The sequence below is a fragment of the Tunturiibacter psychrotolerans genome (assembly GCF_051013365.1).
Taxonomy (GTDB): Bacteria; Acidobacteriota; Terriglobia; order Terriglobales; family Acidobacteriaceae; genus Edaphobacter; species Edaphobacter psychrotolerans_A.
Window position 1 is genome coordinate 197193 of the sequence record NZ_CP132941.1, and the last position, 24695, is coordinate 221887.

Consider the following 24695-nt stretch of genomic DNA (forward strand, 5'->3'; position numbering starts at 1 on the left):
CGGTCCAGCAACTTCGCATCCAACAGGCTGGTTAGGCAATCTAATCGGCATGAAGCAGGAAACGTATAATCGAGAGATGCCGTTCGCAAGTGTGACCAAAGTAGCCGACGCCGATTTTCCTACCCGCTGGGGTCAGTTCCGTATCCTCGGCTTTGAAGGCGTCATCGAAAACCCCGCTGCATGCAACGACAACATTCCGCCGCCAGCTGTACGGGTAGAGGGAGCAGTGGCTTTGGTGATGGGGGACATTCATTCGGCGCCTCCAATTGTGCGAATTCACTCACAATGCCTCACCGGCGACGTCTTCCACTCGCTGCGCTGCGACTGCCGACAACAGTTCGAACTTGCCATGGCCCTGATCACCGACGAAGGCAGAGGCATTATGCTCTACGAACAGCAGGAGGGCCGCGGCATTGGGCTGATGGCCAAATTGCGTGCGTATGAGCTGCAGGACAAGGGTTTGGACACCATCGAAGCGAATCTCGAACTTGGTTACGAAGCCGACTGCCGCCACTTCGAACTGCCTGCGGAGATCCTCAAGCAGATGGGCGTTACGGAGGTCCGGCTCATCACGAACAATCCGGAGAAGGTGGAAGCACTGGAACTTGCCGGCATCAAGGTGGTTGAGCGCATCTCCGCCGAGGTGCCAAGCGAACCGACCAACGAGCGCTACCTGCAGACCAAGCGCGAGAAGATGGGCCACCTCGTCAACTAACTCAACCCCGGAATACGGCTGATTCAGGGTGGTGATTCATCCAGTCGAACCAGTAGTCTTTATGCGAGTCGATCTCCACTAGGCAACGTCCTGCAAGCTTGCCTTGCACCGCGCATCCCCGGAAGTTCCAGATGCTGCCGGTCTCGACGTCGCTCATTGCCTGATCGACTGCGCCTCTGGCAAAGGTCAGGGGATTGTTCTCAAGTCTTCCTTCGAAGACCCTGATCGATGTTCCGTCAGGCCCGACCACTACGAGCAGTGGCAGACCTCCGACTTGGTCCTGAATTAGTTTTGTTCGGAGGATCGCTTCAATCGGGTACGCTTTGCTCTCTCCCGCGAGACTGATCCCCAGCATGAGCTCGTGCGGTCCTATTCCAGACTTTGTCGTGTCCACCACCGTTGGCGTCCTCGCGACATGTTTTTCCCAGTCTTTCGGATCGTACTCAGCCGCATAGACGGGGTCCGACTTCAACACCTGCCCGTCTGGCTGCTCGCTCTTCCATAGACTGAAACTCAACTCGTCACTCCGAACCAACTTCAGTTGCTGTCCCTTCAACGGGCCGAAGATTGCCTCGCCCGTACTTTGCTGCCAGATGCTGTTGGTCTGCTCATCTCTCAATAGAGCATTCCCATTGTTGATTCCGGCCAGGCGAAAGTGCAGGATCTTCCCTTCTACGATGCGACTCCATACGAGCCCCGTGTGACACAACGTGCAATACGTCACGGCAATGGGGACGCCGCCTACCATGTCGTTCACGATGTGGTGATAACCCATGGTCCGTATCGGATAGGCTCGCGCCTGGTCTCCCACCTTGACCGCCAGCACTTTGTCATCCGAATCGACCGGCGCCTCAGCCGCGCTCTCGAAAGAGGGCGAATCATAGGGATGAAACATCTTCTCGAAGATGTTGACATGCGTGAGAATCGCACCGGCGAAGGCCAGCAGCAACAGGCCAACCATCGCGACTCGAGCTCCGATTTTCGCCGCCTTCCATACTCTCAACATCACCAGCAGAACTGCTCCGGCGCACAAGCCCGCAAGCCATGGGCCAGCGTGACGAACGGTCAGAGCGATCTCGAGTTCCGTCGCACCCTGCGGGCGGAACGGGCGAATCACAAACATCGGAATCATCACGCACGCGGCTGAAACGGCGGCAAATATTGACGCCAATGCGAGAAAGTATCCGGTTTTGCTCCTTACAGCTTGAATCTCCTGCGTCTCTGGCATGTTCTTCCTCGCAGCGATTCAACGCGACCAGGTGGGACGAGTCAACCATGCAAATGGACGAGCTGTTTTTCCACCTATGGGATGATCTCGATCTTTCTTTTAGAGAGCGTGCGGCTCATTCCGCCCGCGAACCCCTCACGACCTTCGCCGTGGTGACAGCCTGCCCGATGTGCCGCTGCGTATGCTCTGCACAGTGAACGAGCAGGCCGCCAACGGTACTCGGCAACATCGCACGGCCGACACCGCGCGGCTCATCGTAGCTCTGCTTCGAAATCATCAACACTCTTCGTCGCGCTTCGCCCAATCCAGCCCGGACCTCGGACAACACCACCTCCGCAAATGCGCCGCTCTCCATCTCGCTGGCGAGCGCGTCCATCTGGGCTCCGTTCAACGTGCCGGCCTCCGCATAAGTGAGCAGGCGATCGAGACTTCGTGCTATATGTCGAAGATGAAACGCTACCGGAGCAATTCCGAACGGCCGCGCATTCATCTCTGCATCACTCAAGCCTGCGCACCATCGCTCGACGTCCTCGGCCGCCAGTTCGAAAGCGTGCAACACCTGTCGCCGCAGAGCGTCGACCTCGGTCAGCGTCCCTCGCAACCATGGCTCAACCATCAACTCGCCTCCTGTCGCTCGACGCGAAAGTCGTAGCAGCCGGCACTGCCATCGCGAACCATCACATATCGCACCAGCGGATCCTGCATCATCTTTTGGATGGTTGTCTCCTGCGATCCATCGGTCACCGTCTCACGTCGTCGCACGAGCTGGTCTCGATCATATCCGTCTAGCACCGCGCCGAACCGCAACAACTCGGAGGGATACCCCTTCTCTTCGACGTAACGCTCACACGGCTCCTCGTGAATGAATACCGGTCCCGGCAGGGGGATCTGCGCGACCCCATCGAAGGGGTTCAACGTAAACAAGAGCCTTACATCCTGTCCGACCTCAAACGGCCGCAGGCAGTGACGGCAGGGACCATGTCCTGTGGCCACCTTTGCGGTAACCGGATGCCCGTATCCTGGTGACACTCTCGACGCTCTCACCTTCTCCGCCAGCTCGCTTGCAATCGCAATCATCTTCAATTCGCTCATCTGATGTCTCCAATGGTTTGTATTGATCACTGGAGCCATCTTCTGTGACCGACTAGGCAAAAACACTCCGGTTTTGTCTGTCAAACTCGGCATCCCAAACTCAAAGCCCCTTCGATCGGCGAAACTCCCTCACCACGTCGGCTACATCTTTGTGCTCGGAGTCGACCGCGTAGTTCATTGCGCGCACCTCGTCCGCGCTCACCTTGCCTGCCAGCCTATCCATCGCGACCTGAATTCCAGGATGCCGCTGTAACGAATCTTCGCGGGCCAGCGGAACGGCCTCGTACGGCGGGAAGTAGTGCTTGTCATCCTCGAGAACCACAAATCCCAGCGCGCGAATTGGCCCGTCGGTCGAGTTGCCCGCAACCATATCGACCTGATCGCTCGACAGCGCACGATAAAGCAGACCGAGGTCCATCGTTCTAGGTTCGCCTGCGAACTTCAGTCCGTAAGTTGCTTCAAGTCCTCGCAGCCCGTCGGGGCGTGATTGAAATTCATACCCCACACCTAATCTCCATCCTTCCGGTGTTGGTGCGGTCTTTACAGCATCCGAGATGGTCGTCACGCCCAAACGCTTCGCATCATCGCCGCGCACCACCATGGCAAAGGTGTCCTCGAACCCGAGCCCACGGCCTACTTTTATCTTGTACTTCGAAGCGTATAGAGCGCTCACCTCCTGAAATACGATCGCCTCATTGCGTTGACCAATCGGGGGAAGCGGTTGTTTCAGGATCGCAGTCAGAGCGGTTCCGGTGTACTCTACGTAGCCGTCGATGCGCCCGCTGACCATCGCCTGCTGGCAGAGATAGCTCCCAGCCAAATAGAAGCGCCGATCCACCGGCTCCCCGGTCACGGCCTCGATCTCTTGCGCGAACATCTCTCCCAGCACCACTTGCTCGGTGAAGTTCTTCGCACCGATGGTGATTCGCGAAGACCTCGGGGGCGCGCACGCCGTCAGCCACACCAACAGCAGCGACGAGAGCATCCAGTTCAACCCATGCAGACGGCGCGTAACCCGCATCAAATTCGCCTCACGGCCAATCGCTTCTCGAGCAACCCCAGGCCAGCATCCGCCACCAGGGCCAGCAACGCGGCTGGAATCGCACCGGCCAGCACAAGTCCGTTGTCCACGCTTGCTACCCCGCGAAAGATCAGCTCACCCAATCCGCCGGCGCCGATCGCGGCCGCAATAGTCGCCACGCCCACGCAGGTCACGGTCGCAGTTCGCAGGCCAGCCAAAATCACGCTCGCCGCCATTGGAAGCTCAACCTTTACCAGCCGCTGCCAGGAGGTCATCCCCATCGCATTGGCGACGTCTACCAGTGCGGGGTCGACGCTGCCGATTCCAGCATAGGTATTGCGCAAAATTGGCAGCAGAGCGTAGCCCGTTAGAGCCAGAATTGCGAGGCGCGCGGCGTTTTCTCCCAGCCACGGCACCGGCAACAAGAGACCAAAGAGCGCGAGGCTGGGCACGGTTTGCAGCACATTCGCAACTCCGATGACGGGCTTCGCGAGCGCCTGCCTTCGGGTCAGCAAAATCCCCAGTGGCAATCCGATGACGGCGGCCAGCAGCATTGCGGAGAGCGTCAGCCATAGGTGCTCGAAGGTCAGCCGTCCAATATCGTACCCGTTCTGCCGCAGGAACCCTATCATGCAGACTCCGAACGATGTACAGAGTGAACATAATCTTTTACATGAGGGTTTTCCGAACGTAAGACGTCGCTGGCTGGAAGGTTAGCTACTACCGCACCCTCGGCAAGAAAGATCACCCGCTTGGCCAGATAGAGTGCCTCATCGAGATCATGAGTGACCAGCAAAACGGTCTTCCCGACCCTCTCCAACAGGTCTCGCAACATGGTCTGCATCTCGGCCCGGGTGAGAGGATCGAGGGCGCCGAATGGCTCGTCCATCAGTAGGACGGTAGGGTCTGTTGCGAGCGCGCGGGCAAGCCCGACCCGCTGGCGCTGGCCGCCCGAGAGCTGCCATGGATATCGCCGATGAAACTCTTCGTAGTCGAGTCCGACGAGCGACATCACCTCGCGAACTCGTTCGGCGATCTCCTGCTTAGGTCGTCCAGCCAGTTCCAACGCCATCCCCGCATTTCGTTCCACGGTCATGTGGGGAAACAGCCCTGTCTCCTGAATGACGTACCCGATGCTTCGTCGCAGCGCCACGATATCGCCGCTTTTTGTTTGATTTCCTGCGACCAACACTTCGCCCGCACTAGGCGTCAGGAGATGATTCACCAGGCGCAGCAGCGTGGTTTTGCCGGATCCGCTCCGTCCCAGCAGAGCCGTCGTCGTTCCCGCCTCAAGCTCCAAAGAGATGTCACGCAACAAGACACGCCCATCCGCCAGCGTGTAGTTCACCTTCGCGAACTCAACGCCAACCGTGGGCATGTCTCTTACTCTAAACTGCTTCGAGGACTTGCGACGTTACTCTGCGGTGTCCGGAACCGCATCCACAGGGGCCGGCTCGCCTGTCGTGCCGGGCTGGCCCTTCACGCGCACCACTGTGATCTTTTCGAAGCCCTCTTTGAAGGTGGGAGGCTTTAGGCGTTCGGCCATCTTCTGCATCACCTCGTCAGTCACCTGGCGGTCGCGCTTGGAGTTGCGCTCCATGCATACAGCCAGCGGCACGTCGAAGAACACGGCCTGTACCTCGTAGCCGAAGCTCTTAGCCATCTTGATCCATTGCCTGCGCTCGTGTGGAGACAGGTTCGTCGCATCGACGTAGTTCCACGGCATCTTGGCGATCAGCCTGGCGCGCAGAAGGCTACGCAGCGTCGAGAAAACCAGCCCCTGGTAGCGCTGCTCGGTGATGTCGTCAAAGAGCAATGTTCGCAGCAGATCGCTCGACAACGGCGTTACGCCGCGACGTTTGTACCAGGTCGTCTTGCCAGACCCAGGAAGACCAATCGCGAGCACCACGTAACCTTTTGGCGACTTGGTCGCCGTCAGCTCGGCGGGTGGTGTACCTAGCGACTCCGGCTGCGTTTCGACCACAATCTTCGGCTCTGCCGGCGATGCACCTTCCGCCAATGGCGTGGCCGCGGCAACTTCGGCAGAGGTTTCAGTCCCATGCTCGACCTTGACTGGCGTTTGCCCTGCGGCGGCGCGTACCGGCGCAGCCTCCGGGTAGTTTGGTCTCAGGGGAGCTGGTTGGTTCGAGGGCAACTCCTGCCCACTTTTCCCCGTGGACTCCGAATCATTCGGTCCACGTCTAGGGCGTCGTCTCATCTTTTCGCTTATCCATTCGCGCAAATCGCGCATACGACGCTTGTAACACAGCGCGGAAGCCTCCCGCAAATCGCTCGCACCTTTTGCGACACCCCGGCCACTTCTCCGATTCCTCGAATTCGCGCGCCTTCATCTCGTCTTTTCTCAGCGGTTTACATCGTCCTTTCACATAGCTGCAGTACTGTCGCGGGTAAAAGAGGTGAGCGATGGCTGTCGAAGTTTCCGATCTGGATCAGATGCAGGCTGCTTATAAAGAAGCCGTGGAACAGTGGATCAAGGCCATTCGCGAAGAAGAGGCGCTCGCTTCGGGCGACCACTCCGAGGCAGAGATCGACGCCTGGAAGGCAGCAGACTTTCGCGAAGAAGACTTTCGCGAGAAGGCCAAAGAGGCGAAGAAGAACTACGAAGGTGCCCTCCGCGAGAAGTTCTTCAACTTCTAACCGCGCGCCCGGAAAGCTTGTTGCCACGTAACCGTCGCGATTCCGTGACGGGAGGAGTTCTGTGGATTTTGCACCGTCGTTGCGCCAGTGATAGCATCCGCTCTGATGGCGTGCGGAGCGGTTCGCCGCGCTCTACAATGGTTGGACGGATCAACAAACGCAGCAAATACGACAGGAGCAACCAAAAATCATGGCAGCTGTAAAGGTAGGCATTAACGGCTTCGGCCGCATTGGACGCAACGTCTTCCGCTCCGCTCTAGGGAACCCCGACATTGAATTCGTAGCCGTAAACGACCTCACCACCCCCGCCACGCTGGCCCACCTCCTTAAGTACGACTCCATTCTCGGCAACCTGAAGCAGGAGATTACCCACGGAGCCGACTACATCGCAGTCGACGGCAAGCAGATCAAGGTCTTCGCCGAGCGCGATCCCGCCAAGCTCGACTGGGCCTCGGTTGGCGCTCAGATCGTCGTTGAGTCCACCGGCTTCTTTACCGACGCGGAGAAGGCCAAGGCTCACCTCGGCAGCACCGTCAAGAAGGTCATCATCTCCGCCCCCGCCACCAACGAAGACATCACCCTCGTGCTCGGCGTCAACGACGGTAAGTACGAGGCCGCAAAGCACAACATCATCTCGAACGCGAGCTGCACGACCAACTGTCTCGCGCCCGTGGTCAAGGTGCTTCACGACACCTTCGGCATCGCGTCGGGAATCATGACCACGATCCACAGCTACACCAATGATCAGGTCATTCTCGATACCCCGCACAAAGACCTGCGCCGCGCCCGCGCTGCCGCTCTCTCGATGATTCCGTCGAGCACCGGCGCCGCCAAAGCCCTGAGGCTCGTCGTTCCAGCAATGGACGGGAAACTTGACGGGTTCTCGATGCGCGTCCCGACCCCGAACGTCTCTGTGGTTGACCTCACGTTCGTCTCTGAGAAACCAATCACCGACAAGTCCATCAACGAGGCTCTGAAGAAGGCCGCCGATGGCGAACTCAAGGGGATTCTTGGCTTCACCGACGAAGAGCTCGTCTCCTCCGACTTCAAGGGCAACCCCCTCAGCAGCATTGTCGACAGCAAGCTGACCAAGGTCGTAGGCCAGAACACCGGCAAGGTCATCAGCTGGTACGACAACGAGTGGGGGTACTCCAACCGCGTGAAGGATCTGATCCTCTTCCTCGTCAAAAAAGGCCTGTAAACAACCTGTGCCTGAGGAGTGACCTTGTCGGGTCGCTCCTCGGCAACAATTCTGCTGCATCCTGTCTATGCAACGGTGAATCTACTATTCTAGGCAGCGAGTCAACCTGCCCGGAATGAGCGCGCGCTATGGGACGTGGCTTCCAGGAATTGGCTTTCACGCCACTCGTGAAACAACATCAGCAGGAGCACGGCAGCAGGGCTCAATATGAGCGCCTTGCTGAACGCTCCGGGCCGGGAAACACACTTGGCCCCGACGAACAAGCCTTCATCAGCCTGCGTGACAGCTTTTACATGGCTTCGGTCAGCGAGACCGGCTGGCCTTACGTGCAACATCGCGGCGGCCCGAAGGGCTTCGTCCGCATCATCAACCCCAGCTTGATCGGCTTCGCGGATCTGCGCGGAAACAAACAGTACATCAGCCTGGGCAACTTCGATCACGACTCCCGGGTCGCTCTTTTCTTCATGGACTATCCCAATCAGACACGTCTGAAGATTCTCGGACGCGTCGAGGTTCACGAGCACGACTCCGAGGCCCCGGCTCTGATCGAATCCTTTCGTTCAGTGGACAAATCTTCGGTCGTCGAAAGGGTCATCCTCGTTCACGTCGAAGGGTCCGACTGGAACTGTCCACAGCACATCACACCTCGCTACACTGTGGAAGAGCTGCAGGAAGTAGTCGCGCCTCTCACTCGAAAGCTCGCAAAGCTCGATGAAGAGAACGCAAAACTACGCGAGAAGCTTCGCAGTCTGTCGCAAATCGAACCGACCCGCACAACTTAGCGGAGACTCTCTGAGCGCTCGTAGAAGTCTCCCCGGCAGAAAAGGTCCAGCCTAGCTTCGAAAGGACATTCCAGGCGAAGATATGACCCGCAAAAACATTCCCGGCACTTCTCCCTTCGAGCCGATCATCGGCTTCTCCCGCGCCGTTCGCATCGGCAATCATGTTCACGTCTCGGGGACAGGCCCTGTCGGCGCAGATGCGGCGGATGTATCGGAGCAGACCAATCGATGCCTGGACCTCATAGCCACGGCCCTCAAGAATGCAGGCAGTTCCGTGGAGCACGTGTACCGCACCCGCATGTACCTCACCCACGCCGCAGACTGGGAGGCTGTCGGCCATGTTCACGGCGAGTTTTTCGGACAGATTCGTCCAGCCGCCACCATGGTGGTCGTCGCCGCACTGCTCAACCCGGCATGGCGCATCGAGATCGAAGCCGATGCGTGGATCCCTGAATAAACACGAATCGACTTCGTCTGGCATGCTCTAAAATTTCCCATGCCCAGCGACCCAAACCGCTCCGTCCCGAAGGCGATCCTGGTCGGTGCGATCGTCGCCGCACTCCTCGACCTGCTCGATCCGATCATCTTCTACGGGTTGCGGGGTGTCGCTCCCATCAAGATTCCACAGTCCATTGCGAGCGGCATTCTCGGCCGAGCGGCCTACTCCGACGGCGTCCCAAGCGTTCTACTCGGCTTAGCAGCTCATCTCTTCATTGCGCTGGTCTGGGCGACGATCTTCGTCCTCGCGGCCCGTGCCGTGCCGTTTCTTGAGCGCCACGCGGTCGCCTCCGGCCTCGTTTACGGGGCGTTCATCTACGCCTTCATGTACAACCTGGTACTTCCGTATACGAACCTTTACCCCAGGATCGACCCCTCAGCCGTGGTGCAGCTCAACAGCATCGCCGCCATGGTTTTTCTAGTCGGACTGCCCATATCTTTGGCCAATCGCCGCTTCGCGCCGTCTTCTCGGGTATCCTCTAACTGACATGGCCAAGCTATCGATCCGCGACCTCGACCTTACCGACAAGCGCGTCCTCATCCGCGTGGACTTCAACGTGCCTCTCAAAGACGGCATCATCACCGACGACACCCGCATCCGCGAGACTCTTCCCACCATCGAGTACGCGCTGCGCCACAAGGCCAAGGTCATCCTCTGCTCACATCTCGGCCGTCCCAAGGGCAAGCCCGTCGCGTCGATGAGTCTTCGTCCACTGGTGGATCATCTCCGCACGCGACTCGACCACATCCTCGGCGACGATGAGAACGTAGCCTTCTCCCCCGACTGTATTGGCGTCGTTGCCAGCGAGATGGCGCTCAATCTTGAATCCGGCCAGCCGCTTCTGCTTGAGAACCTTCGCTTCCATCCCGAGGAAGAGGCTAACGATCCCGTCTTCGCAAAAAAACTCGCCTCGCTCTGCGACATCTACGTCAACGACGCGTTTGGCAGCGCTCACCGCGCTCACGCCTCCACCGAAGGAGTCACACACTTCGTAAAACAATCCGCCGCGGGCCTGCTCATGGAAAAAGAGCTGACCTATCTCGGCAAGGCGCTCACGGAGCCCGACAAACCCTTCGTCGCGATTATCGGCGGGGCCAAGGTCTCGGACAAGATTGACGTGATCGATAACCTGTTGGAGAAAGCCGACGCGATCATCATCGGCGGCGGCATGGCTTACACCTTCCTCAACGCGCGGGGGCAGAGTACGGGCAAGTCTCTCGTCGAAATCGACAAAATCGACGTCGCCAAAGCCGCGCTCCAAAAGGCCAAGGCCATGGGCGTTCGCTTCCTCCTGCCGGTCGACCACATCCTCGCCGACAAGTTCGCTCCCAACGCCAAGACGCAGGTCTTTTCCGGCGACGGCCCCTTCCCTGAAGACCTCATGGCCCTCGACATCGGCCCCAAATCGATTGCGCTCTTTGAAGAGGAGATCGCGGAGGCCCGCACCATCATCTGGAATGGCCCTATGGGCGTCTTCGAGATGCCTGCCTTCGCCCGCGGCACCAACGAGATCGCCGCAGCCGTCGCGCGTAACCACGACGCCACCACCATCGTCGGCGGAGGAGACTCGGTCGCCGCCATCCAGCAGTCCGGCTTTGCTGACCGCATCACCCACATCTCCACCGGCGGCGGTGCCAGCCTCGAATTCCTCGAAGGCAAAACCCTTCCCGGCGTCGCCGCACTGACGGAGAACCAGAGATTTAAGTAAGGCCGGAATGATGAGACTTCGCCACCATGATTTGTCGTGCCTTACCTTCTGTTTGCTTAGCTGCGTATTCGTCTCTAACGCATTTGGTCTCGACAGCGCCAAGGTCGCGCAAGCGAAATATGATGCCCTGAAGGCTAAAGTGCAGGGTGGCGACACCAACATCGATTGGCGGGAGATACGGCTGGATGCAGTCGTTGCAGATGTCGACGGCGAATTCGATTGGCATCAAGCGAACACAGCCGGCGTCGCCGCGTTCAACGCGGGTGATTACGAGGGTGCGCTCCGCAAAGGCCAGGAGATCATTCAGCACAACATCGCAAACGGAGACGGACATTTTCTTGCGATGGTTTCGCTGAAGCATCTTGAAAAACAGGATGAGGCAGCAAAGGAAAAACTCATCGTCGATCAAATTGTGCAGTCCATAATGAGTTCCGGGGATGGCAAGACCGCCGACACGGCTTGGTTTACCGTAAGCACCTCGGAAGAATATTTCGTCATCCGAATTCTGGGACTGAAACCGAAGTCTCAGGCGCTAGTCAAGAACGGAAAGCACTCATTGGACAGGATGACGGTAGTAGGAGAAGACGGTAAGGAAACGACCCTCTGGTTTAACACAGATACGGACATGGAATTGACTCGCAGAGTTGGGGAAAGTTAAAACAAGTTGCACAAGCGAGGATCATTTTTTCTCTGTTTTTCGATCGACATAAATCGTTTTTCTTTCTTCCCTTCCCTCTTCGACTTGAAGATGGAATACTGATTCGCACATGAGAAAGCCACTGATCGCAGCCAACTGGAAGATGTATAAGACGCCCAAAGAGTCTTTAGCTTTCCTCAGCGAGTTCCTTCCTCTGGTCAAGGACCACACCTCCAGCGAGATTGCAATCTTTCCCACCATGTCTTCGCTTGGCTATGTCATCGAGGCAACCAAAGGCACCAACGTGATCGCCGGCGCCCAGACAATGCACTGGCTCAACGAAGGCCCCTATACCGGCCAGACCTCGCCGACCATGCTCGAAAGCATCGGCTGCACCCGCGTGCTGCTTGGCCACTCCGAGCGCCGCATCTATGCCCACGAGACCGACGACATGGTCAACCTCAAGCTCAAAGCAGCGCTCGATCATGACCTTATCCCGATCGTCTGCGTCGGCGAGACCCTCGACAAGCGCCAGTCCGGCCTGACGGAAGCAGTTCTCTGTTGGCAGGTTGCTTGCGCGCTCAACGGCGTCAAGGGTACCTCTTGCGGCCAGGTGGTCATCGCCTACGAGCCTGTCTGGGCCATCGGCACCGGCAGCGTCGCAACCCCGGAGCAGGCCAACGAAGCCCACGCCATCATTCGCCGCGAAGTAGCCCGGCATCTCGGCGCCCCCTGCGCCAGCGGCATGCGCATTCTCTATGGTGGTTCCGTCAAACCGGACAACGTCGCCAGCCTGATGAGCCAATCAGAGATCGACGGCGCGCTGGTCGGAGGAGCCAGCCTGCACGCAAAATCCTTCCACGAGATTATCTCTAACGCCACAGGCGCGTGACTCAAGCTGCGAAGCCGACGTCACCCGCAGGTTGTTCCACCTGTGACTAGCGAACCACCCCAGCCTGGTCCATCGGCCAGTACACAAAGGCCGCCTTGCCGTAGATCAGATCCCGGTCCACGGGCCCGAAGTCGCGGCTGTCGCTCGAGATCGACCGATGATCCCCCATCACGAAATATTCATGCCCCGGTACCGTCATCTCGGGCTGCGATCTATCGTCGGCAAATCGCTTCGGCACATAGCTCTCGCTGACGCGTTCGCCGTTCACGATCACCTGGCCATGATCGATACGCAGCGTATCGCCAGGCAACGCGATCACGCGCTTGATGTAACTCTTCTCATGGTCGTGCGGGTACAGAAATACGACCACGTCCCCACGGTGTATATCACCAACGCGATAGGCCACTTTATTGATGAATAGCCTGTCCTGGTCCTCCAGCATCGGCAGCATGCTGGTTCCTTCCACCCGAACCGGTTGGTACAAAAAAATGATGATGAATGCCGACACCACAACCGAGATCACCAGATCGCGCAACCAGGAGTGCATCACTCCTTTGCGTTGATCTATCTGAACCGTCGGCTCAATCACCTGCTGATCTTCCGACTCAGGCCGAATCTTTCCGTCTGTCTCCACGTGATCTTCCGAATCCTCTTTCATTTAGACGCACCACCCTCGGAGTTGCAATCCGTGGTCTGACCGCCGACTGAGCTGGCACGTGACAGCTCAGCGCGGGTAACCAATTAGGCGGAGATGCATCTCATATATTCAGCAGAGGCTAGACATCCGCCTCGTAAAGCATATGAGAACTCTCCGCTGGAAGCAGAACTCTCTGCTTATCACAGGTCGAATCAGTTCGCCATTCCAATCGTTACTCGGCTTAAACCCCGACCCTTTATGATAACTCGCATAGGGCAAACCTTTCTTGACGTATTTAAGAAGGTTAGGACTAGAATTGCCCCAGCAGAACAGTAGGATATTTATGGCAACCCTTACCATGCTCGAGCAGGCCCCGACACCCAAACCCGTCAACCGTGGCGCAGCAGACTTCAACGATCTCACCACGGAGACCGCCAACACCGCCTCGGAGGGACTTGACACCAAGTCCGCTCTCGAGATCGCCCGTATTATTAACCACGAAGACGCGAAGATCGCAGCTGCAGTCAAAAAAGCGCTGCCCGAGATTGCCATCGTCATCGATACCGTCGCCCGCTCCCTGCGCGATGGTGGCCGACTCATCTACGTCGGCGCTGGTTCCAGCGGTCGCATCGCCTCCCTCGACGCCTCAGAGTGCCCACCAACCTACTCCACCGCCCCCTCGCAAGTCCAGTACATCATGGCTGGTGGCCCGAAGGCTCTCGCCTCTGCCTCCGACGTTAACGAAGACTCACCAGAGATTGGCCAGCGCGATATCGCCCGCCGGCGCCCAACCCGCAAGGACATCGTCATTGGAGTCTCCGCCAGCGGTCGCACACCCTACGTGGTCGGTGCTGTGGAGTACGCTCGCGCCCGCGGAGCAAAGACCGCCGCCATCACCTGTAACCTCAACACGCCGCTTGCCGATGTTGCAGACACGACCGTCATCACCGAGGTCGGACCCGAAGTCATCTCGGGCTCCACGCGCATGAAGTCTGCCTCGGCCCAGAAGATGGTGCTCAACATGATCACCACCGGTGCCATGACCCGTCTCGGCTACGTCTACGACAACCTCATGGTCAACGTGCACATGAAGAACGCGAAGCTGGTTGAGCGCGGCATTCGCGTCCTGATGAAGGTCTGCGATATCGACCGCGACACCGCCATCCGCACCATCAAGTCCGCAGGTAAATCGATTCCCATCGCGGTCGTCATGCTCAAGGCCAACGTAGACAAGATGGAGGCTGTACGCCGCCTCACGAAATCGGACGGCAACGTTCGCCTCGCCATCGACGACTCTCGTCTCGAGCTCTGATCGCCAGAAAAGCGCGGCCTGCCTAGGCCGCGCTGCACGTCCTCACCCTTTCATCTAGTTAGTAGCGAAATCACCCTTTGTTCTTCCAAGGTGAGACCTGAAGAGACGGCTGATCCTGCTCCGATGTGATCTTCCACTCTCCGTTCAGGCGCTTCAGCGTCAGCCGCGTCGGCACAAACGACTCTAATATCTCCGACGTCTCCTGCTCATCCATAAAGTGTTTCACCAGGCGTACCTCAGCCTCCGATCCGGTCTGCCGCTCGATGACGATGTCCTCCATCTTTACAGTCCATAATCCCTTTCGCATCCGGTTGGTCGCCTCGCGATCCCGCAGGACCGCCTCTTTGCTCACGTTGCGTTGATCAAGATACCGGTCCAGCGTATCCGCATAGAAGGCAGCTTGAGCATTCGCATCTCTCGTCCGCATTGAGGCTGCCCAGTTCTGCAGCCACAGCTTCAACTCTGCGCTACTTGTCGCGGACACGGGAGTAGACTCCGGCAAAGGAGCTGGCTTTGTTGGGATAGCTTCAGCAGCCTGCCGCTTATCAAGTTTAGGTACAGGATTCGGCGCGACCCCGACCGTTGGTGCAACAACCGGGGCTGGAGACTTGGCGAGCTCGAGGTGCGGCCAATTGATCTCGCGTGGCCGATAGAACTCACCATGCGACCAATAAAAATATCCCTCTCCAGCCGCCGCCAAGAGAGCAAGCAGCATCGTCGTCCACAGCGCGAATCGCTTCCATCCGGGCGTTAGATCATCTTCTATGCGAAGTCTGTATGGAGCCTCGCGAGCCTGCCATGTCGGTTCGTCTTCCGAAAGATCCGCTTCCGGAAGATCCGGCTCACCGTAAAACCTCGGTTGAGTTCTTTGTTCCGGAGCAACAGTCTGTTCAACCTCTTTAGATTGCTCCGATCCAAAAGTCTTCTTGGAAGCTACGACTCTTTCTGACTCGTTCTGCGAATTTGACGGGATATTCTCGGCCTGCGGCTCAGCTAGCAGCGCGCCAGCGCGCCATACCAGGTCCGGCGCCGCCGTTGCGGCCTCAACCATCGTCTCCGGGGCTTCAGACGAAGTCATCTTCTCTTCCGAACGCCTCGTTTCTTCTGAACGTTTCGACACTCGCGGTGAGTCTAGATCCGGTTCTTCGGACCGATCGACAACGGCCGTTCCTGCCGCGGACTTCCTTGCCGCCGCATAAGTCGCTACGCGCAGAGCATCCAGGTCAATCTGAGCCTTCATCTGTTCAAACAGATCATCGATTTTCGATCGAACAACATCCTCTTGCGACGTGTCTCCCAGCAGGGCCGAGGCCTGAAAGTTCACCTCTCCCACAATGACGGTCTCGCCATTCTCCGCATTGACTCGGAACACAGTGTTGTCATTCTTGTTCTTCGATCGCGGCGACGGCCCCAATCCTCTCACCGTAATCCGATCGTCAAACCGCGTCACATCGTCCGAAATCTCTCGCGAACACATCTCCAACGCACGTAAGACCACTTCCGGATCCGGATTTTTTACTGTTTCGCGGATCTCAAATTTCATGGCACCCCTTTCTGACTTCTTCTAGTGGATGGCAGAAACCCCATCGGGGGAAGCGGACAATAAGTGAGCGTGAACAATAAAGCGTTCCGGCGCTGCGCCCACATAGTCGAACGGAAAACAGGTGATCAATGTCAGCTCTGGTCTTGCAACAATATTGAGCACCTCTACTTTGTCTGGACTCACAATCTCGGTAGAGTCCACCACATAGTGATAGATGCCAGTTTTGTCGATCAGGAGAACCTCCATCTTCGCGGTAATCCTGCGCAGCGGCCGGAAGAACGAATCGCGATGCCCTGCCAGCCCCACAGTACCAAGACCACCGGGCACTGCCGTCCCGGGGATATGGCCCACTCCCCTGCGTAGACTATTCCCATCATAATCGGCGGTGATAGGAGCCGACAATGCGAGAGCCGGAATCTCAATCCTGCCAATCACATCCTCGGTCGCTCGCTCGACCGACGCACCGTTTTCCGCTGGCAAAGGCTCGCCGATCCGCTCCGCGAGCCTCTGCGTGCCCCTTGCCTGAACACCCAGCACCAGGCAGTATCCAACGCAAAGGAAACCACACGTCCAAAGGAGACGTTCAGCGTATGCGAGCATTCGCATTCACTACTCCCGCATCAACGGTCTTCGATTGAGAGCTGAGAAACGTCCCTGCGACACGATCCAACGCAACATAGCAGCAGCGATCAGAGAGCAGAAGCCGACCAGCCACACGACCGGAATCATGCTAGCGGTATGGGGCAATGCTTTGATAACCGGCTTCTGAACGCTCGCCACTTGCGTATATCGCTCTGCTTTGATACCTGGCTTGGCCTCAGCGGTGTCGCTTGGTCCCACCTGCTGAAGCGAAAGAAGCCAGAGCGTCAGCAGTTGCATGTCGTCCTGAGACAGCGTGTTGTCGGTGACCTTGCCTTCAGAGGCCGGATCAACCGCGGGCACCTTCGCTGGGTTCGCCGTCGCAATCGCAACCGCCTCAGCCTTCGGATAGACGAACTCCACGACCGATGCGCTTCCCGGAAAGTACCACCCCTTGAGGTACTGAGAACCATCAGCGGGATTGGCCCACTTCACAGGACCGCTGCTGGCGGGTTTTTGTATCTCGCTGTTCGGAATGCCGATAAAAGTTGAGTGAAGATCGCCCTTCGTCGAATCCACTTTTAAGATGACCCGGTCCGAAAGACGATTGACGACGTGAATGGTATAGGAGCCTGGTTCCAGCGTAGCCCCTGGGATGTGTGATGGGTTGGAGATCGTGAAGTCCGCGGCTGGATTTGCCGGACCAGCAGCCCACAAGGCCGCGTTGAAAAGGCACAAAGACGCACATAGGATAAAAGCTTTGAGTCGCATGGTTTCTCCTTGCAGGATCAACGTACGTCCCGTGATATGCAAGGTGTACGCCAAAAGTTAGCCAGTGGGTTGAGAGAAAGGTGCGGTAACCCAACTTTTTCAGGGAAAGTAATCAGAACGCTCATAGACCATGCGATTAGTAATCGTATGAGCATTACTAAGTTGATGGAACGTGAAATCTTATTCACTTGTCGCGGATTTTGAGGAGACAAGTGCAGCATTTTGCAAAGTCGTCCGACCACTGGTCAATCGCTACCCTCTTGAGAGTGACAGCTTTGTCATTCAAACGTCCGCTATGCCTTTTAGATTTATAAGGTTAGATCAGGTGATTGGGCAGTAGACCTGGAATTTAATCTCTAATCCGAAGCAATTTCGAGGGATGCCTTTCGCTTTGGACCAGCAGAACCACCGCCGTTACTCATTTCCACGAGAAATCTCCGTAAACTGGCAAGATGGAAAAGTTCGTAGTACGCGGCGGAAATCCCCTTCTCGGCACCATCAAAGTCTCCGGAGCAAAAAACTCCGCTCTCCCGTGCATGGCCGCCGCCATCCTTACCGAAGATGAGGTCATCCTCGAAAACATCCCTCAGGTCAACGACATTGAAACCGAGCGCAAACTGCTCACCAGCATGGGCGCCGAGGTAGAACTCGGATATGGTCGCGCCCAGCATCGCACTCGCATCAAGTGCGCCATCCTCTCTGATCCGGTCGCCAAATACGAGATCGTGAAGACGATGCGCGCAAGCTCTCTGGTCCTCGGTCCTCTCATTGCACGCACCGGCATCGCGCGTGTCGCCATGCCTGGAGGCTGCGCTATCGGTGGCCGCCCCATCGACCTTCACATCAACGGCCTCGAAGCCATGGGCGCCACCATCACCCAGGATCACGGCTATCTCGAAGCCCGCGCTGACCGGCTAAAGGGCGCACACATCGTCTTCGACAAGATCACCGTCACCGGAACCGAAGACCTCCTGATGGCCGCCACGCTTGCCGAGGGAGAATCTGTCTTCGAGAACTGCGCCCGAGAGCCCGAAGTCACCGATCTCGCTGCCCTGCTCATCGCCATGGGAGCAAAGATCGAAGGCGCAGGCACCGGAACCATCCGCATTCAGGGCGTCTCCAGACTCCACGGTGCGCGTCATCGTATCAACCCCGACCGCATCGAAGCCGGAACCTTTCTCATCGCGGGCGCCATTACCGGCGGAGACCTCAACGTCGATTGTTGCGAACCCAAGCACCTCGGTGCTCTCATCACCAAACTCGAGCAGTGCGGCGTCAAGATCGACGTCGGCGCCGACCACGTTCGCGTCCGCTCCGGCGGAGAACTCAAGGCCGCAGACGTCACCACCGAAGAGTATCCCGGCTTCCCGACCGACATGCAGGCTCAGTACATGGCTCTCGCCACTCAGGCCGAAGGCACCAGCACCGTCATCGAAAATATCTTCGAAAACCGGTTCATGCACGTGCAGGAGTTGATCCGCATGGGCGCAAACATCTCCATCTCCGGCCGTACCGCAACCGTCCGCGGCAAGACACCGCTGCAGTCCGCCGCGGTCATGTGCTCGGACCTCCGCGCCTCTGCCTCTCTTGTTCTCGCTGCTCTGGTAGCCGACGGCGAAACCATTCTCGACCGCGTCTACCACCTCGACCGTGGCTACGAGCACTTCGAGGAGAAGCTTCGCGGAGTAGGCGCACAGATCCGCCGCATGGGAGACGTCTTCGGGAAAAAGTAACTTTCGCCGTTACGAAACTTCCAGTTCCTTGCGATACACAAAGGCGTCCAGTCCGGCCCCGCCATAGAACCGGCGTTTCAGCTCAGTTCGTGCATAGCCAGAGCGCTCATAGAAGCGGATCGCTCCCTCGTTTCCCGTGAACACATGCAGCTCCATCCATAACGCACCAGCAGCGGCTGCGCGGTTCTCTGCCTCATGTAACAGCGTTTGAGCCAAACCTCTTCGTCTGCACTTCTCCGCGACATCCAATGTCACAACGTACCCACGAGCGATATCCCCACGTCGCTCTACCTGGACAATGACAAACCCGGCGATCTCGCCTCCCTCCGTCTCCGCGATCAATGTGACAGCATCATCCGCCTCTGCAAACGCGCGCATCGACTCACGGCCAAACCGGAATTCGTTCGAAAAACACAGTTGATCCAGCCTGTATATTGCGTCCAAATCCCTTTTGAGATATCCCCGAAGTTCAGCTTCCACACTCACCACGCCACCCCAGAACTTCCAACCCCATTTTCCAACCCCATTAAAGATAACTGCACATTGCCGGCCAGATCGATTTTGAACCCGGGAAGACTACTCGATTCGGGTCGCTATGTACAGCCGACAAATTTCTACGATCCTGTTCCCCGTCTTCAGACCAAAGGTGTACAACTGTTGCGATACTTGAAAAGGTAAGTCTGCCGGAGAGCGATGAAAGACCTAAACAAAGACAGTAAGCCGGATACCGGAAAACCCGTAACACTGAAGACTCTGGCGGAATATCTCGACCTCTCCCCGGCTACGATCTCAATCGTTCTTAACAACTCGCCCGTTGCGAAGTCCATCTCCCCTGCAACCAGGGAACGAGTTTTGGACGCCGCCAAGAAGTTCGAGTACCGGCCGAATCTGCACGCCCGGATGCTACGCACCAGACTAACCAACACCATCGGCGTGATCGTTCCAGAGCTCAGCGAGGGCTACTTTACCGGCGTCATGCTTGGGGTCGAGCAATATCTCCTTCAGGAAGGCTTCCTTTATTTCACAGTCAGCCATCTGGGCCGCGCCGACCTCCGCGAAGAGTATCAGGAACTCCTCATGAACCGCCGGGTCGATGGCTTCCTGCTCGTCAACACGGAGCTGTCCGTACCCGTCACTCTGCCGGTCGTAGGCGTCTCCTCCCACAGCAATGAGGCCGGCATCTCCAACATTCTGCTCGATCACAACTTTGCTGCAAGAAAGGCTCTTCACCACCTCCACGAATTGGGCCATCGCAAGATAGCCTTCATGAAGGGCCAGCGCTACTCTCTCGACTCCGAGGCCCGCTGGGAGTCCATTCTCAGCATAGCGAAAGAGCTCGACATTACAATTCGCCCTGAACTTTGCATCTACCTGGAGAAAAATCTCTGGTCGCCCGAGCTCGGCTATCAGCCCGTGCGAGAGCTGCTCGCGCATACACGCGACTTCACTGCGATGTTTTGCTTCAACGATACGGCCGCCATCGGCGCCATTCGCGCTATTCAAGACGCCGGTCTCAATTGTCCCCGCGACATCTCGGTCATCGGCTTCGACGACATCATGGTGGGAGAGTACTTCAATCCACGCCTCACTACCGTACGCCAGCCTCTCCACAAGATGGGTTGGACGGCCGCGCAAATGCTCATCAAACGGATACAGTGCCCGGACCTCACCTATCCGCATGAAGTCTGGTTCGAGCCGGAACTCGTCGTGCGAGAATCAACCGCAAGCATCCAGAACACGTCGCAGCCCAGCTCACGACGAGCCAAAGGTTGATAGGAGAGCTTTGCAAACAATCCAGCCAAAGGCTCCCCAACTGAGCCCGGATCGCGCAACCATCATCCGCACCCTCGCTCCCGTCTACTTCTATTTTCTTGTGGCCGGCACCGCTACAGTCATGCTCGGCCCTTTGCTGCCGCAGCTCATGGAGCATTGGCACATCCAGGATGCCCAGGCAGGCACCCTCTTCACCGCCGACTTCGTGGGACAACTCTGTGGTGCCTGGATCGCCGCGCGCAATCTCCGCGCCAGCCTGGTCTATGGATCTATCCTCGCGGCAGCCGGATGCCTCGCTCTGCTCTCGCTTGGCTTCGGGGCGGCGCACATCGCCCTCTTCTGCATTGGAGTCGGCCTCGGTACGGGCCTCACCGCCGGGAACATTCTCGCAGGAACTACGCTTCCCTCCGCTCGAGCGCAACTTCTCGTCATACTCAACGTCGCCTGGGGTCTCGGCGCCATCGCCTGCCCTCTGTTAATCTCTCTGACTGTCGCCGGCGGGATGAGTCGTTTCTTCCTTGTCATGACAGCACTCCTCCTCGCAGCGTCCCTGCTTTCTTTCGCGATACCGCGTGCAACCCCCACAAAGGGAGCCCAAGAACCATCAGACTTGGCTGGACGAAGACCACCCACAAAATCACCGTGGCCTCTGCCGCTGGCGCCTCTGCTCGTCTTCTGTACCGCAATGTTTCTCTACGTCGGGGTCGAGAACTCGCTCGGTGGCTGGCTACCGAGCTACGCTCTTCGTTCCAGTGCATCGCTCCAGGCATCTACCATCGCTCTCTACTTCTGGATAGCAGAACTAGTCGGACGCCTGCTTGTGGCTGCACTAATGACCGTCCTGAGCGAGCAAATTCTGTACCGGCTCTGTCTGGCGTTGCTTCTTGTCACCGAAGGGCTGATCTGCTCCATAGCGCATCCGTCAGCAACCGGTGTCATCACGCTAACCATCCTCGGCGGATTCACGCTTGCCCCCGTCTTTCCGCTTCTGGTTTCCTTCATGCTTGCCCGCACCGGAAACCATAAAAGACTCGGCCCGCTCTTTGCGAGCGCCTCCTTAGGAGGAGCGGTGCTGCCCTGGCTAACCGGCCTGTGCTCCACTTACCTTCACGGTCTTCGCGCCGGGCTGGTTGTTCCGGCCGCAGGGGCCGCTCTCCTTCTACTACTCTCCGGCTTCACGACCGCCAAAAATCCACCTGCCTCTTTCGACAGACTCGTAAGCTAATTTTTCTCTCAAGCGTTCCAGAGGCGGCCCCTCCGGACTCCGCTAGCACTGAACGCATATCTTCCCATACAACCCACAGGAAAAGAGGCCAGGCCTTAGCCTGACCTCTGAGAAAAGGGAACGACCTTCAGCAACCCTTATTTGACAGGAGCTGCAAAGTGATCGCGAAGCTGAATAACACCGATGACGACGACTGCTGCCATAGCTGGTCCGAACAAGAGATACATAGTGCCTCCTTCCCAGAGTGTTTATGTAACCAAGACTGATCTAATAAGCTGCACATCAACCGATCGAACAATTACTGTCTACCGATGAAGCTGACGACTCTATGAAAGCAATTGCACGACCAAAGACTTCAGCTCAAACTTATGAACGAACTAATCTCCGACGAAGCATCCCCGCCATTCCGATCAGCCCCGAGCCGAACAACATCAGGCTCGAAGGCTCTGGAGTAGTCGCTGTTCCGATAAACTCCTGCGGCCCCGAAGTCGTGTCGTTCGAAGGAATGTACAGCGTGAATTGGTTGAAGTAGCCAGAGTTGATCAACTGCTGGTTGCTTGCCTCAAACAGCGCATCAGTCGCGAGAATTCGCGCCGTAAAGTCAAACAGCGAATTTCCTGTCAGATCGCTCGGATCGAAGATGCTCCATTCGGCGTACTGAATTTCGCTGGCACTCACCCCTGTTGGCGGGTGAAGAATCTCGGAGTAGAGAATCGCATCCGCGCGATACTCGCGATCCATCACGGAGTTGCCCGTGGGAATGCTCTCTTCGGTGACGCTCCAGCTCTCGCCGGGCGTGATCTCACGGTTGTAGTTGAGGCACATCAGATTCACCGTCGATGTGCCAGAGGTGGTGTTGAGCTGAAAGGAATACGGATAGATCTGGACACTGCCGCCAAGCGGATCGTTCGTTCCGTTGTTCAGTGTGAGCGTATCCGCCTTCACCACGATAGAAGCAAAACCCAGACAGACGATTGAAACAAGCGATGCAAATTTCATCTTTAAGAAGCCTTCCCCGAAAAAATTGTTGTCAGAGACTGACTGCACTCTGTTTCCACGATTGGTTGAGCCGGCATCCATTCCCGTTTTGGTCTGCTTACACCGGCAACTCATTGCGATTTGCTTACCTCACTCTGGGTTATTGCAAGTCGCGAACCAATTGCGAAAAGCAGGAAAAATTCCTTATTTTCTGGGTTTTCCGACGTTCTGAGGTCGGAAATGCACAAAACTCGCCTGGGTCAACGCCCAAAAGATTGTCCCAAAATGAAAATCTTTTCCACTTTGGGTCTGCAATCTTTAGCGAGGTGTCTAAAGTTTTTCGCGATAGAAGGTATGCCCGCTGAGATGGCTACAAAGCGGAGGGCAATTGGAGTGCCAGAAGTTACAAATCAGGCAAGCTTGGCTCATCAAGCATTGTGCAACTCGACTCTCTCGCTCAATGCAGAGTCCAGTACAAGTCAGAAGCAATCACGCAAAGAAAAGCCTCTTCTCAGGGAAGAGGCTAGAGTTCTGCTTACCTACTCATCTCACACGGCAACGGTAAAGCTGTCTTCGCTGCGGGTCACAGCCCGGTACATGGTGTCTCGCTCAAACGGCGTGCGCCCCGCTTCAGTGATCAACCGAACAAGATCTGCCCGCCGCATCCCTTGCGGAGTAGTCGCTCCAGCATCGTGATAAATCTTCTCCTCAATCACGGTGCCATCGATATCGTCCGCCCCAAATCGCAGCGAGATCTGCGCCATCTTCGGCGAAACCATCTGCCAATAGCTCTTTATATGGGCGAAATTGTCCAGCATCAGCCGACCGACAGCGATCTGACGAAGATCCAGCATCCCCGTCGTCTTGGGGATATGAGCTAAGGCCGTGTTATCCGGATGGAATGACAGCGGAATGAATGTCTGAAATCCCCCCGTCTCATCCTGCACCGCCCGCAGCTTCAGCAGATGGTCCACGCGGTCTTCTTCGTTCTCCACGTGCCCGTACAACATGGTCGCATTCGATCGCAAGCCGATCTGGTGCGCCATTCGAGCGGTGTCCAGCCACTCGCTGCCATCGATCTTGTGGTCGCAAATGATATGCCGCACCCGATCCGCGAAGATTTCAGCGCCACCGCCCGGCATCGAATCCACGCCCGCGGCCTTCATCCGCTCCAGCGTCTCGGGGATGGTCATCTTGCCGCGCTTGGCTAGAAACGCCACCTCGACCATGGTGAACGCCTTGATGTGCACCTTCGGAAACCGAACCTTCAGCCCGCGGACCAGATCCATGAAGTATTCGAATGGAAGATCCGGATGCAGCCCCCCAACGATGTGAAACTCCGTCACGGCCTCCGTGAGCCCCGTAGCAGCAGTCTCCCAGGCCTCTTCCAGAGCCATGGTATAAGTGCCCGCCTCGCCCTTCTTACGTCCAAACGCGCACAGACGGCACGAGGCCATACAAACATTCGTTGGATTGATATGCCGGTTCACATTGAAGTAAGCAATGTCCCCATGCATCCGCTCCCGCACCAGGTTCGCCAACCAACCCACGGCGAGAATATCGCCACTTCGATACAACGTCACCCCATCATCAAAGCTGAGGCGCTCACCCTGCTGCACCTTTGCCGCTATCGGCAAAAGTGCAGCATCGTCTGTCTGAAAGGAGTGTCGCGTCTCGAGAGCGGATAAGGAAGAACTCATTCTTCGATTCT

At 57.3% G+C, this 24695-nt stretch carries 27 protein-coding genes; 13 read left to right on the top strand and 14 right to left on the bottom strand.

What is annotated here, in order from left to right:
• Nucleotides 1-76 precede the first annotated feature (76 nt).
• Complete coding sequence (gene ribA, locus RBB76_RS00805) at nucleotides 77-715, top strand: GTP cyclohydrolase II (RefSeq protein ID WP_429633428.1); 639 nt, start codon at nucleotides 77-79, stop codon at nucleotides 713-715.
• A gap of 1 nt (nucleotide 716) precedes the next feature.
• Here the strand turns inward: ribA and RBB76_RS00810 are convergent, their stop codons facing one another.
• The 7 genes from RBB76_RS00810 to RBB76_RS00840 all read right to left on the bottom strand — a co-directional run bounded on the left by RBB76_RS00810 (nucleotide 717) and on the right by RBB76_RS00840 (nucleotide 6274).
• Complete coding sequence (locus tag RBB76_RS00810) at nucleotides 717-1943, bottom strand: DUF3179 domain-containing (seleno)protein (RefSeq protein ID WP_429633426.1); 1227 nt, start codon at nucleotides 1941-1943, stop codon at nucleotides 717-719.
• 115 nt (nucleotides 1944-2058) lie between these two features.
• Nucleotides 2059-2559: a DinB family protein gene (locus RBB76_RS00815; protein WP_429633424.1), complete on the bottom strand. Its 501-nt coding sequence runs from the start codon at nucleotides 2557-2559 to the stop codon at nucleotides 2059-2061.
• On the bottom strand, nucleotides 2559-3035 hold the full coding sequence (locus RBB76_RS00820; RefSeq protein WP_429633422.1) for a DUF1203 domain-containing protein: 477 nt from the start codon (nucleotides 3033-3035) through the stop codon (nucleotides 2559-2561). Before RBB76_RS00820 ends, RBB76_RS00815 begins: the two co-directional genes overlap by 1 nt.
• 100 nt (nucleotides 3036-3135) lie before the next feature.
• A complete protein-coding gene (locus RBB76_RS00825) occupies nucleotides 3136-4056 on the bottom strand; it encodes a glycine betaine ABC transporter substrate-binding protein (RefSeq protein WP_429633421.1) in 921 nt (306 codons plus the stop codon).
• Nucleotides 4056-4688 (bottom strand): ABC transporter permease, encoded by a 633-nt coding sequence (locus RBB76_RS00830; RefSeq protein ID WP_429633420.1) that lies wholly within the window; start codon nucleotides 4686-4688, stop codon nucleotides 4056-4058. The genes RBB76_RS00825 and RBB76_RS00830 overlap by 1 nt, the downstream gene beginning before the upstream one ends.
• A complete protein-coding gene (locus tag RBB76_RS00835) occupies nucleotides 4685-5434 on the bottom strand; it encodes an ATP-binding cassette domain-containing protein (RefSeq protein WP_429633418.1) in 750 nt (249 codons plus the stop codon). The genes RBB76_RS00830 and RBB76_RS00835 overlap by 4 nt, the downstream gene beginning before the upstream one ends.
• A 36-nt stretch (nucleotides 5435-5470) precedes the next feature.
• Nucleotides 5471-6274, bottom strand: coding sequence for an AAA family ATPase (locus RBB76_RS00840; protein ID WP_429633416.1), 804 nt, complete (start codon nucleotides 6272-6274; stop codon nucleotides 5471-5473).
• A 206-nt stretch (nucleotides 6275-6480) separates the two neighbouring features.
• Here RBB76_RS00840 and RBB76_RS00845 point away from each other — a divergent pair, with 206 nt between their 5' ends.
• From RBB76_RS00845 to tpiA, 8 genes are all read left to right on the top strand, one after another.
• Nucleotides 6481-6714 (top strand): hypothetical protein, encoded by a 234-nt coding sequence (locus tag RBB76_RS00845; RefSeq protein WP_429633414.1) that lies wholly within the window; start codon nucleotides 6481-6483, stop codon nucleotides 6712-6714.
• Nucleotides 6715-6904: 190 nt separating this feature from the next.
• Complete coding sequence (gene gap / locus RBB76_RS00850; protein ID WP_183981159.1) at nucleotides 6905-7915, top strand: type I glyceraldehyde-3-phosphate dehydrogenase; 1011 nt, start codon at nucleotides 6905-6907, stop codon at nucleotides 7913-7915.
• Nucleotides 7916-8043: 128 nt separating this feature from the next.
• A complete protein-coding gene (locus RBB76_RS00855) occupies nucleotides 8044-8697 on the top strand; it encodes a pyridoxamine 5'-phosphate oxidase family protein (protein WP_429633412.1) in 654 nt (217 codons plus the stop codon).
• An 82-nt stretch (nucleotides 8698-8779) separates the two neighbouring features.
• Nucleotides 8780-9154 (top strand): RidA family protein, encoded by a 375-nt coding sequence (locus tag RBB76_RS00860; RefSeq protein WP_429633410.1) that lies wholly within the window; start codon nucleotides 8780-8782, stop codon nucleotides 9152-9154.
• A 39-nt stretch (nucleotides 9155-9193) separates the two neighbouring features.
• On the top strand, nucleotides 9194-9682 hold the full coding sequence (locus RBB76_RS00865) for a hypothetical protein (RefSeq protein ID WP_429633408.1): 489 nt from the start codon (nucleotides 9194-9196) through the stop codon (nucleotides 9680-9682).
• Nucleotide 9683: 1 nt separating this feature from the next.
• Nucleotides 9684-10904, top strand: coding sequence for a phosphoglycerate kinase (locus tag RBB76_RS00870; RefSeq protein WP_429633406.1), 1221 nt, complete (start codon nucleotides 9684-9686; stop codon nucleotides 10902-10904).
• A gap of 7 nt (nucleotides 10905-10911) precedes the next feature.
• Nucleotides 10912-11562 carry a DUF4919 domain-containing protein gene (locus tag RBB76_RS00875; protein WP_429633404.1) on the top strand — a complete coding sequence of 217 codons (651 nt, stop codon included), beginning with the start codon at nucleotides 10912-10914 and terminating at the stop codon, nucleotides 11560-11562.
• Nucleotides 11563-11671: 109 nt separating this feature from the next.
• Nucleotides 11672-12433 carry a triose-phosphate isomerase gene (tpiA, locus tag RBB76_RS00880; RefSeq protein ID WP_429633402.1) on the top strand — a complete coding sequence of 254 codons (762 nt, stop codon included), beginning with the start codon at nucleotides 11672-11674 and terminating at the stop codon, nucleotides 12431-12433.
• Between the two features lie 46 nt (nucleotides 12434-12479).
• Here tpiA and lepB read toward each other — a convergent pair whose 3' ends face one another.
• Nucleotides 12480-12980, bottom strand: coding sequence for a signal peptidase I (gene lepB, locus RBB76_RS00885; protein WP_429633597.1), 501 nt, complete (start codon nucleotides 12978-12980; stop codon nucleotides 12480-12482).
• Between the two features lie 433 nt (nucleotides 12981-13413).
• On the opposite strand from lepB, the gene murQ reads away from it, so the two are divergent.
• Nucleotides 13414-14382 carry an N-acetylmuramic acid 6-phosphate etherase gene (murQ, locus tag RBB76_RS00890; protein WP_353067273.1) on the top strand — a complete coding sequence of 323 codons (969 nt, stop codon included), beginning with the start codon at nucleotides 13414-13416 and terminating at the stop codon, nucleotides 14380-14382.
• Between the two features lie 70 nt (nucleotides 14383-14452).
• Here the strand turns inward: murQ and RBB76_RS00895 are convergent, their stop codons facing one another.
• Genes RBB76_RS00895 through RBB76_RS00905 form a run of 3 tightly spaced genes read right to left on the bottom strand, consistent with a single transcriptional unit; the run spans nucleotide 14453 to nucleotide 17275 of the window.
• The gene (locus RBB76_RS00895) at nucleotides 14453-15925 is read right to left on the bottom strand and encodes a hypothetical protein (protein ID WP_429633400.1); all 1473 of its coding nucleotides are present in this window, start codon (nucleotides 15923-15925) and stop codon (nucleotides 14453-14455) included.
• Nucleotides 15926-15946: 21 nt separating this feature from the next.
• Nucleotides 15947-16531: a class D sortase gene (locus tag RBB76_RS00900; RefSeq protein ID WP_429633398.1), complete on the bottom strand. Its 585-nt coding sequence runs from the start codon at nucleotides 16529-16531 to the stop codon at nucleotides 15947-15949.
• Between the two features lie 3 nt (nucleotides 16532-16534).
• A complete protein-coding gene (locus RBB76_RS00905) occupies nucleotides 16535-17275 on the bottom strand; it encodes a hypothetical protein (RefSeq protein WP_429633396.1) in 741 nt (246 codons plus the stop codon).
• Between the two features lie 452 nt (nucleotides 17276-17727).
• Between RBB76_RS00905 and murA the strand changes: the two genes are divergently transcribed.
• Nucleotides 17728-19008, top strand: a complete 1281-nt coding sequence (murA, locus tag RBB76_RS00910; protein ID WP_429633394.1) for a UDP-N-acetylglucosamine 1-carboxyvinyltransferase — start codon at nucleotides 17728-17730, stop codon at nucleotides 19006-19008.
• Between the two features lie 9 nt (nucleotides 19009-19017).
• Here murA and RBB76_RS00915 read toward each other — a convergent pair whose 3' ends face one another.
• Nucleotides 19018-19497 carry a GNAT family N-acetyltransferase gene (locus RBB76_RS00915; RefSeq protein WP_433963497.1) on the bottom strand — a complete coding sequence of 160 codons (480 nt, stop codon included), beginning with the start codon at nucleotides 19495-19497 and terminating at the stop codon, nucleotides 19018-19020.
• A 204-nt stretch (nucleotides 19498-19701) separates the two neighbouring features.
• On the opposite strand from RBB76_RS00915, the gene RBB76_RS00920 reads away from it, so the two are divergent.
• Both RBB76_RS00920 and RBB76_RS00925 read left to right on the top strand, forming a co-directional pair.
• Nucleotides 19702-20781: a LacI family DNA-binding transcriptional regulator gene (locus RBB76_RS00920; protein ID WP_429633390.1), complete on the top strand. Its 1080-nt coding sequence runs from the start codon at nucleotides 19702-19704 to the stop codon at nucleotides 20779-20781.
• A gap of 10 nt (nucleotides 20782-20791) precedes the next feature.
• The gene (locus tag RBB76_RS00925) at nucleotides 20792-22006 is read left to right on the top strand and encodes an MFS transporter (protein WP_429633388.1); all 1215 of its coding nucleotides are present in this window, start codon (nucleotides 20792-20794) and stop codon (nucleotides 22004-22006) included.
• Nucleotides 22007-22372: 366 nt separating this feature from the next.
• Here RBB76_RS00925 and RBB76_RS00930 read toward each other — a convergent pair whose 3' ends face one another.
• Nucleotides 22373-23005 carry a PEP-CTERM sorting domain-containing protein gene (locus RBB76_RS00930; RefSeq protein ID WP_429633386.1) on the bottom strand — a complete coding sequence of 211 codons (633 nt, stop codon included), beginning with the start codon at nucleotides 23003-23005 and terminating at the stop codon, nucleotides 22373-22375.
• A 527-nt stretch (nucleotides 23006-23532) separates the two neighbouring features.
• Nucleotides 23533-24684 (bottom strand): aminofutalosine synthase MqnE, encoded by a 1152-nt coding sequence (gene mqnE, locus RBB76_RS00935; RefSeq protein ID WP_429633384.1) that lies wholly within the window; start codon nucleotides 24682-24684, stop codon nucleotides 23533-23535.
• Nucleotides 24685-24695: the final 11 nt, after the last annotated feature.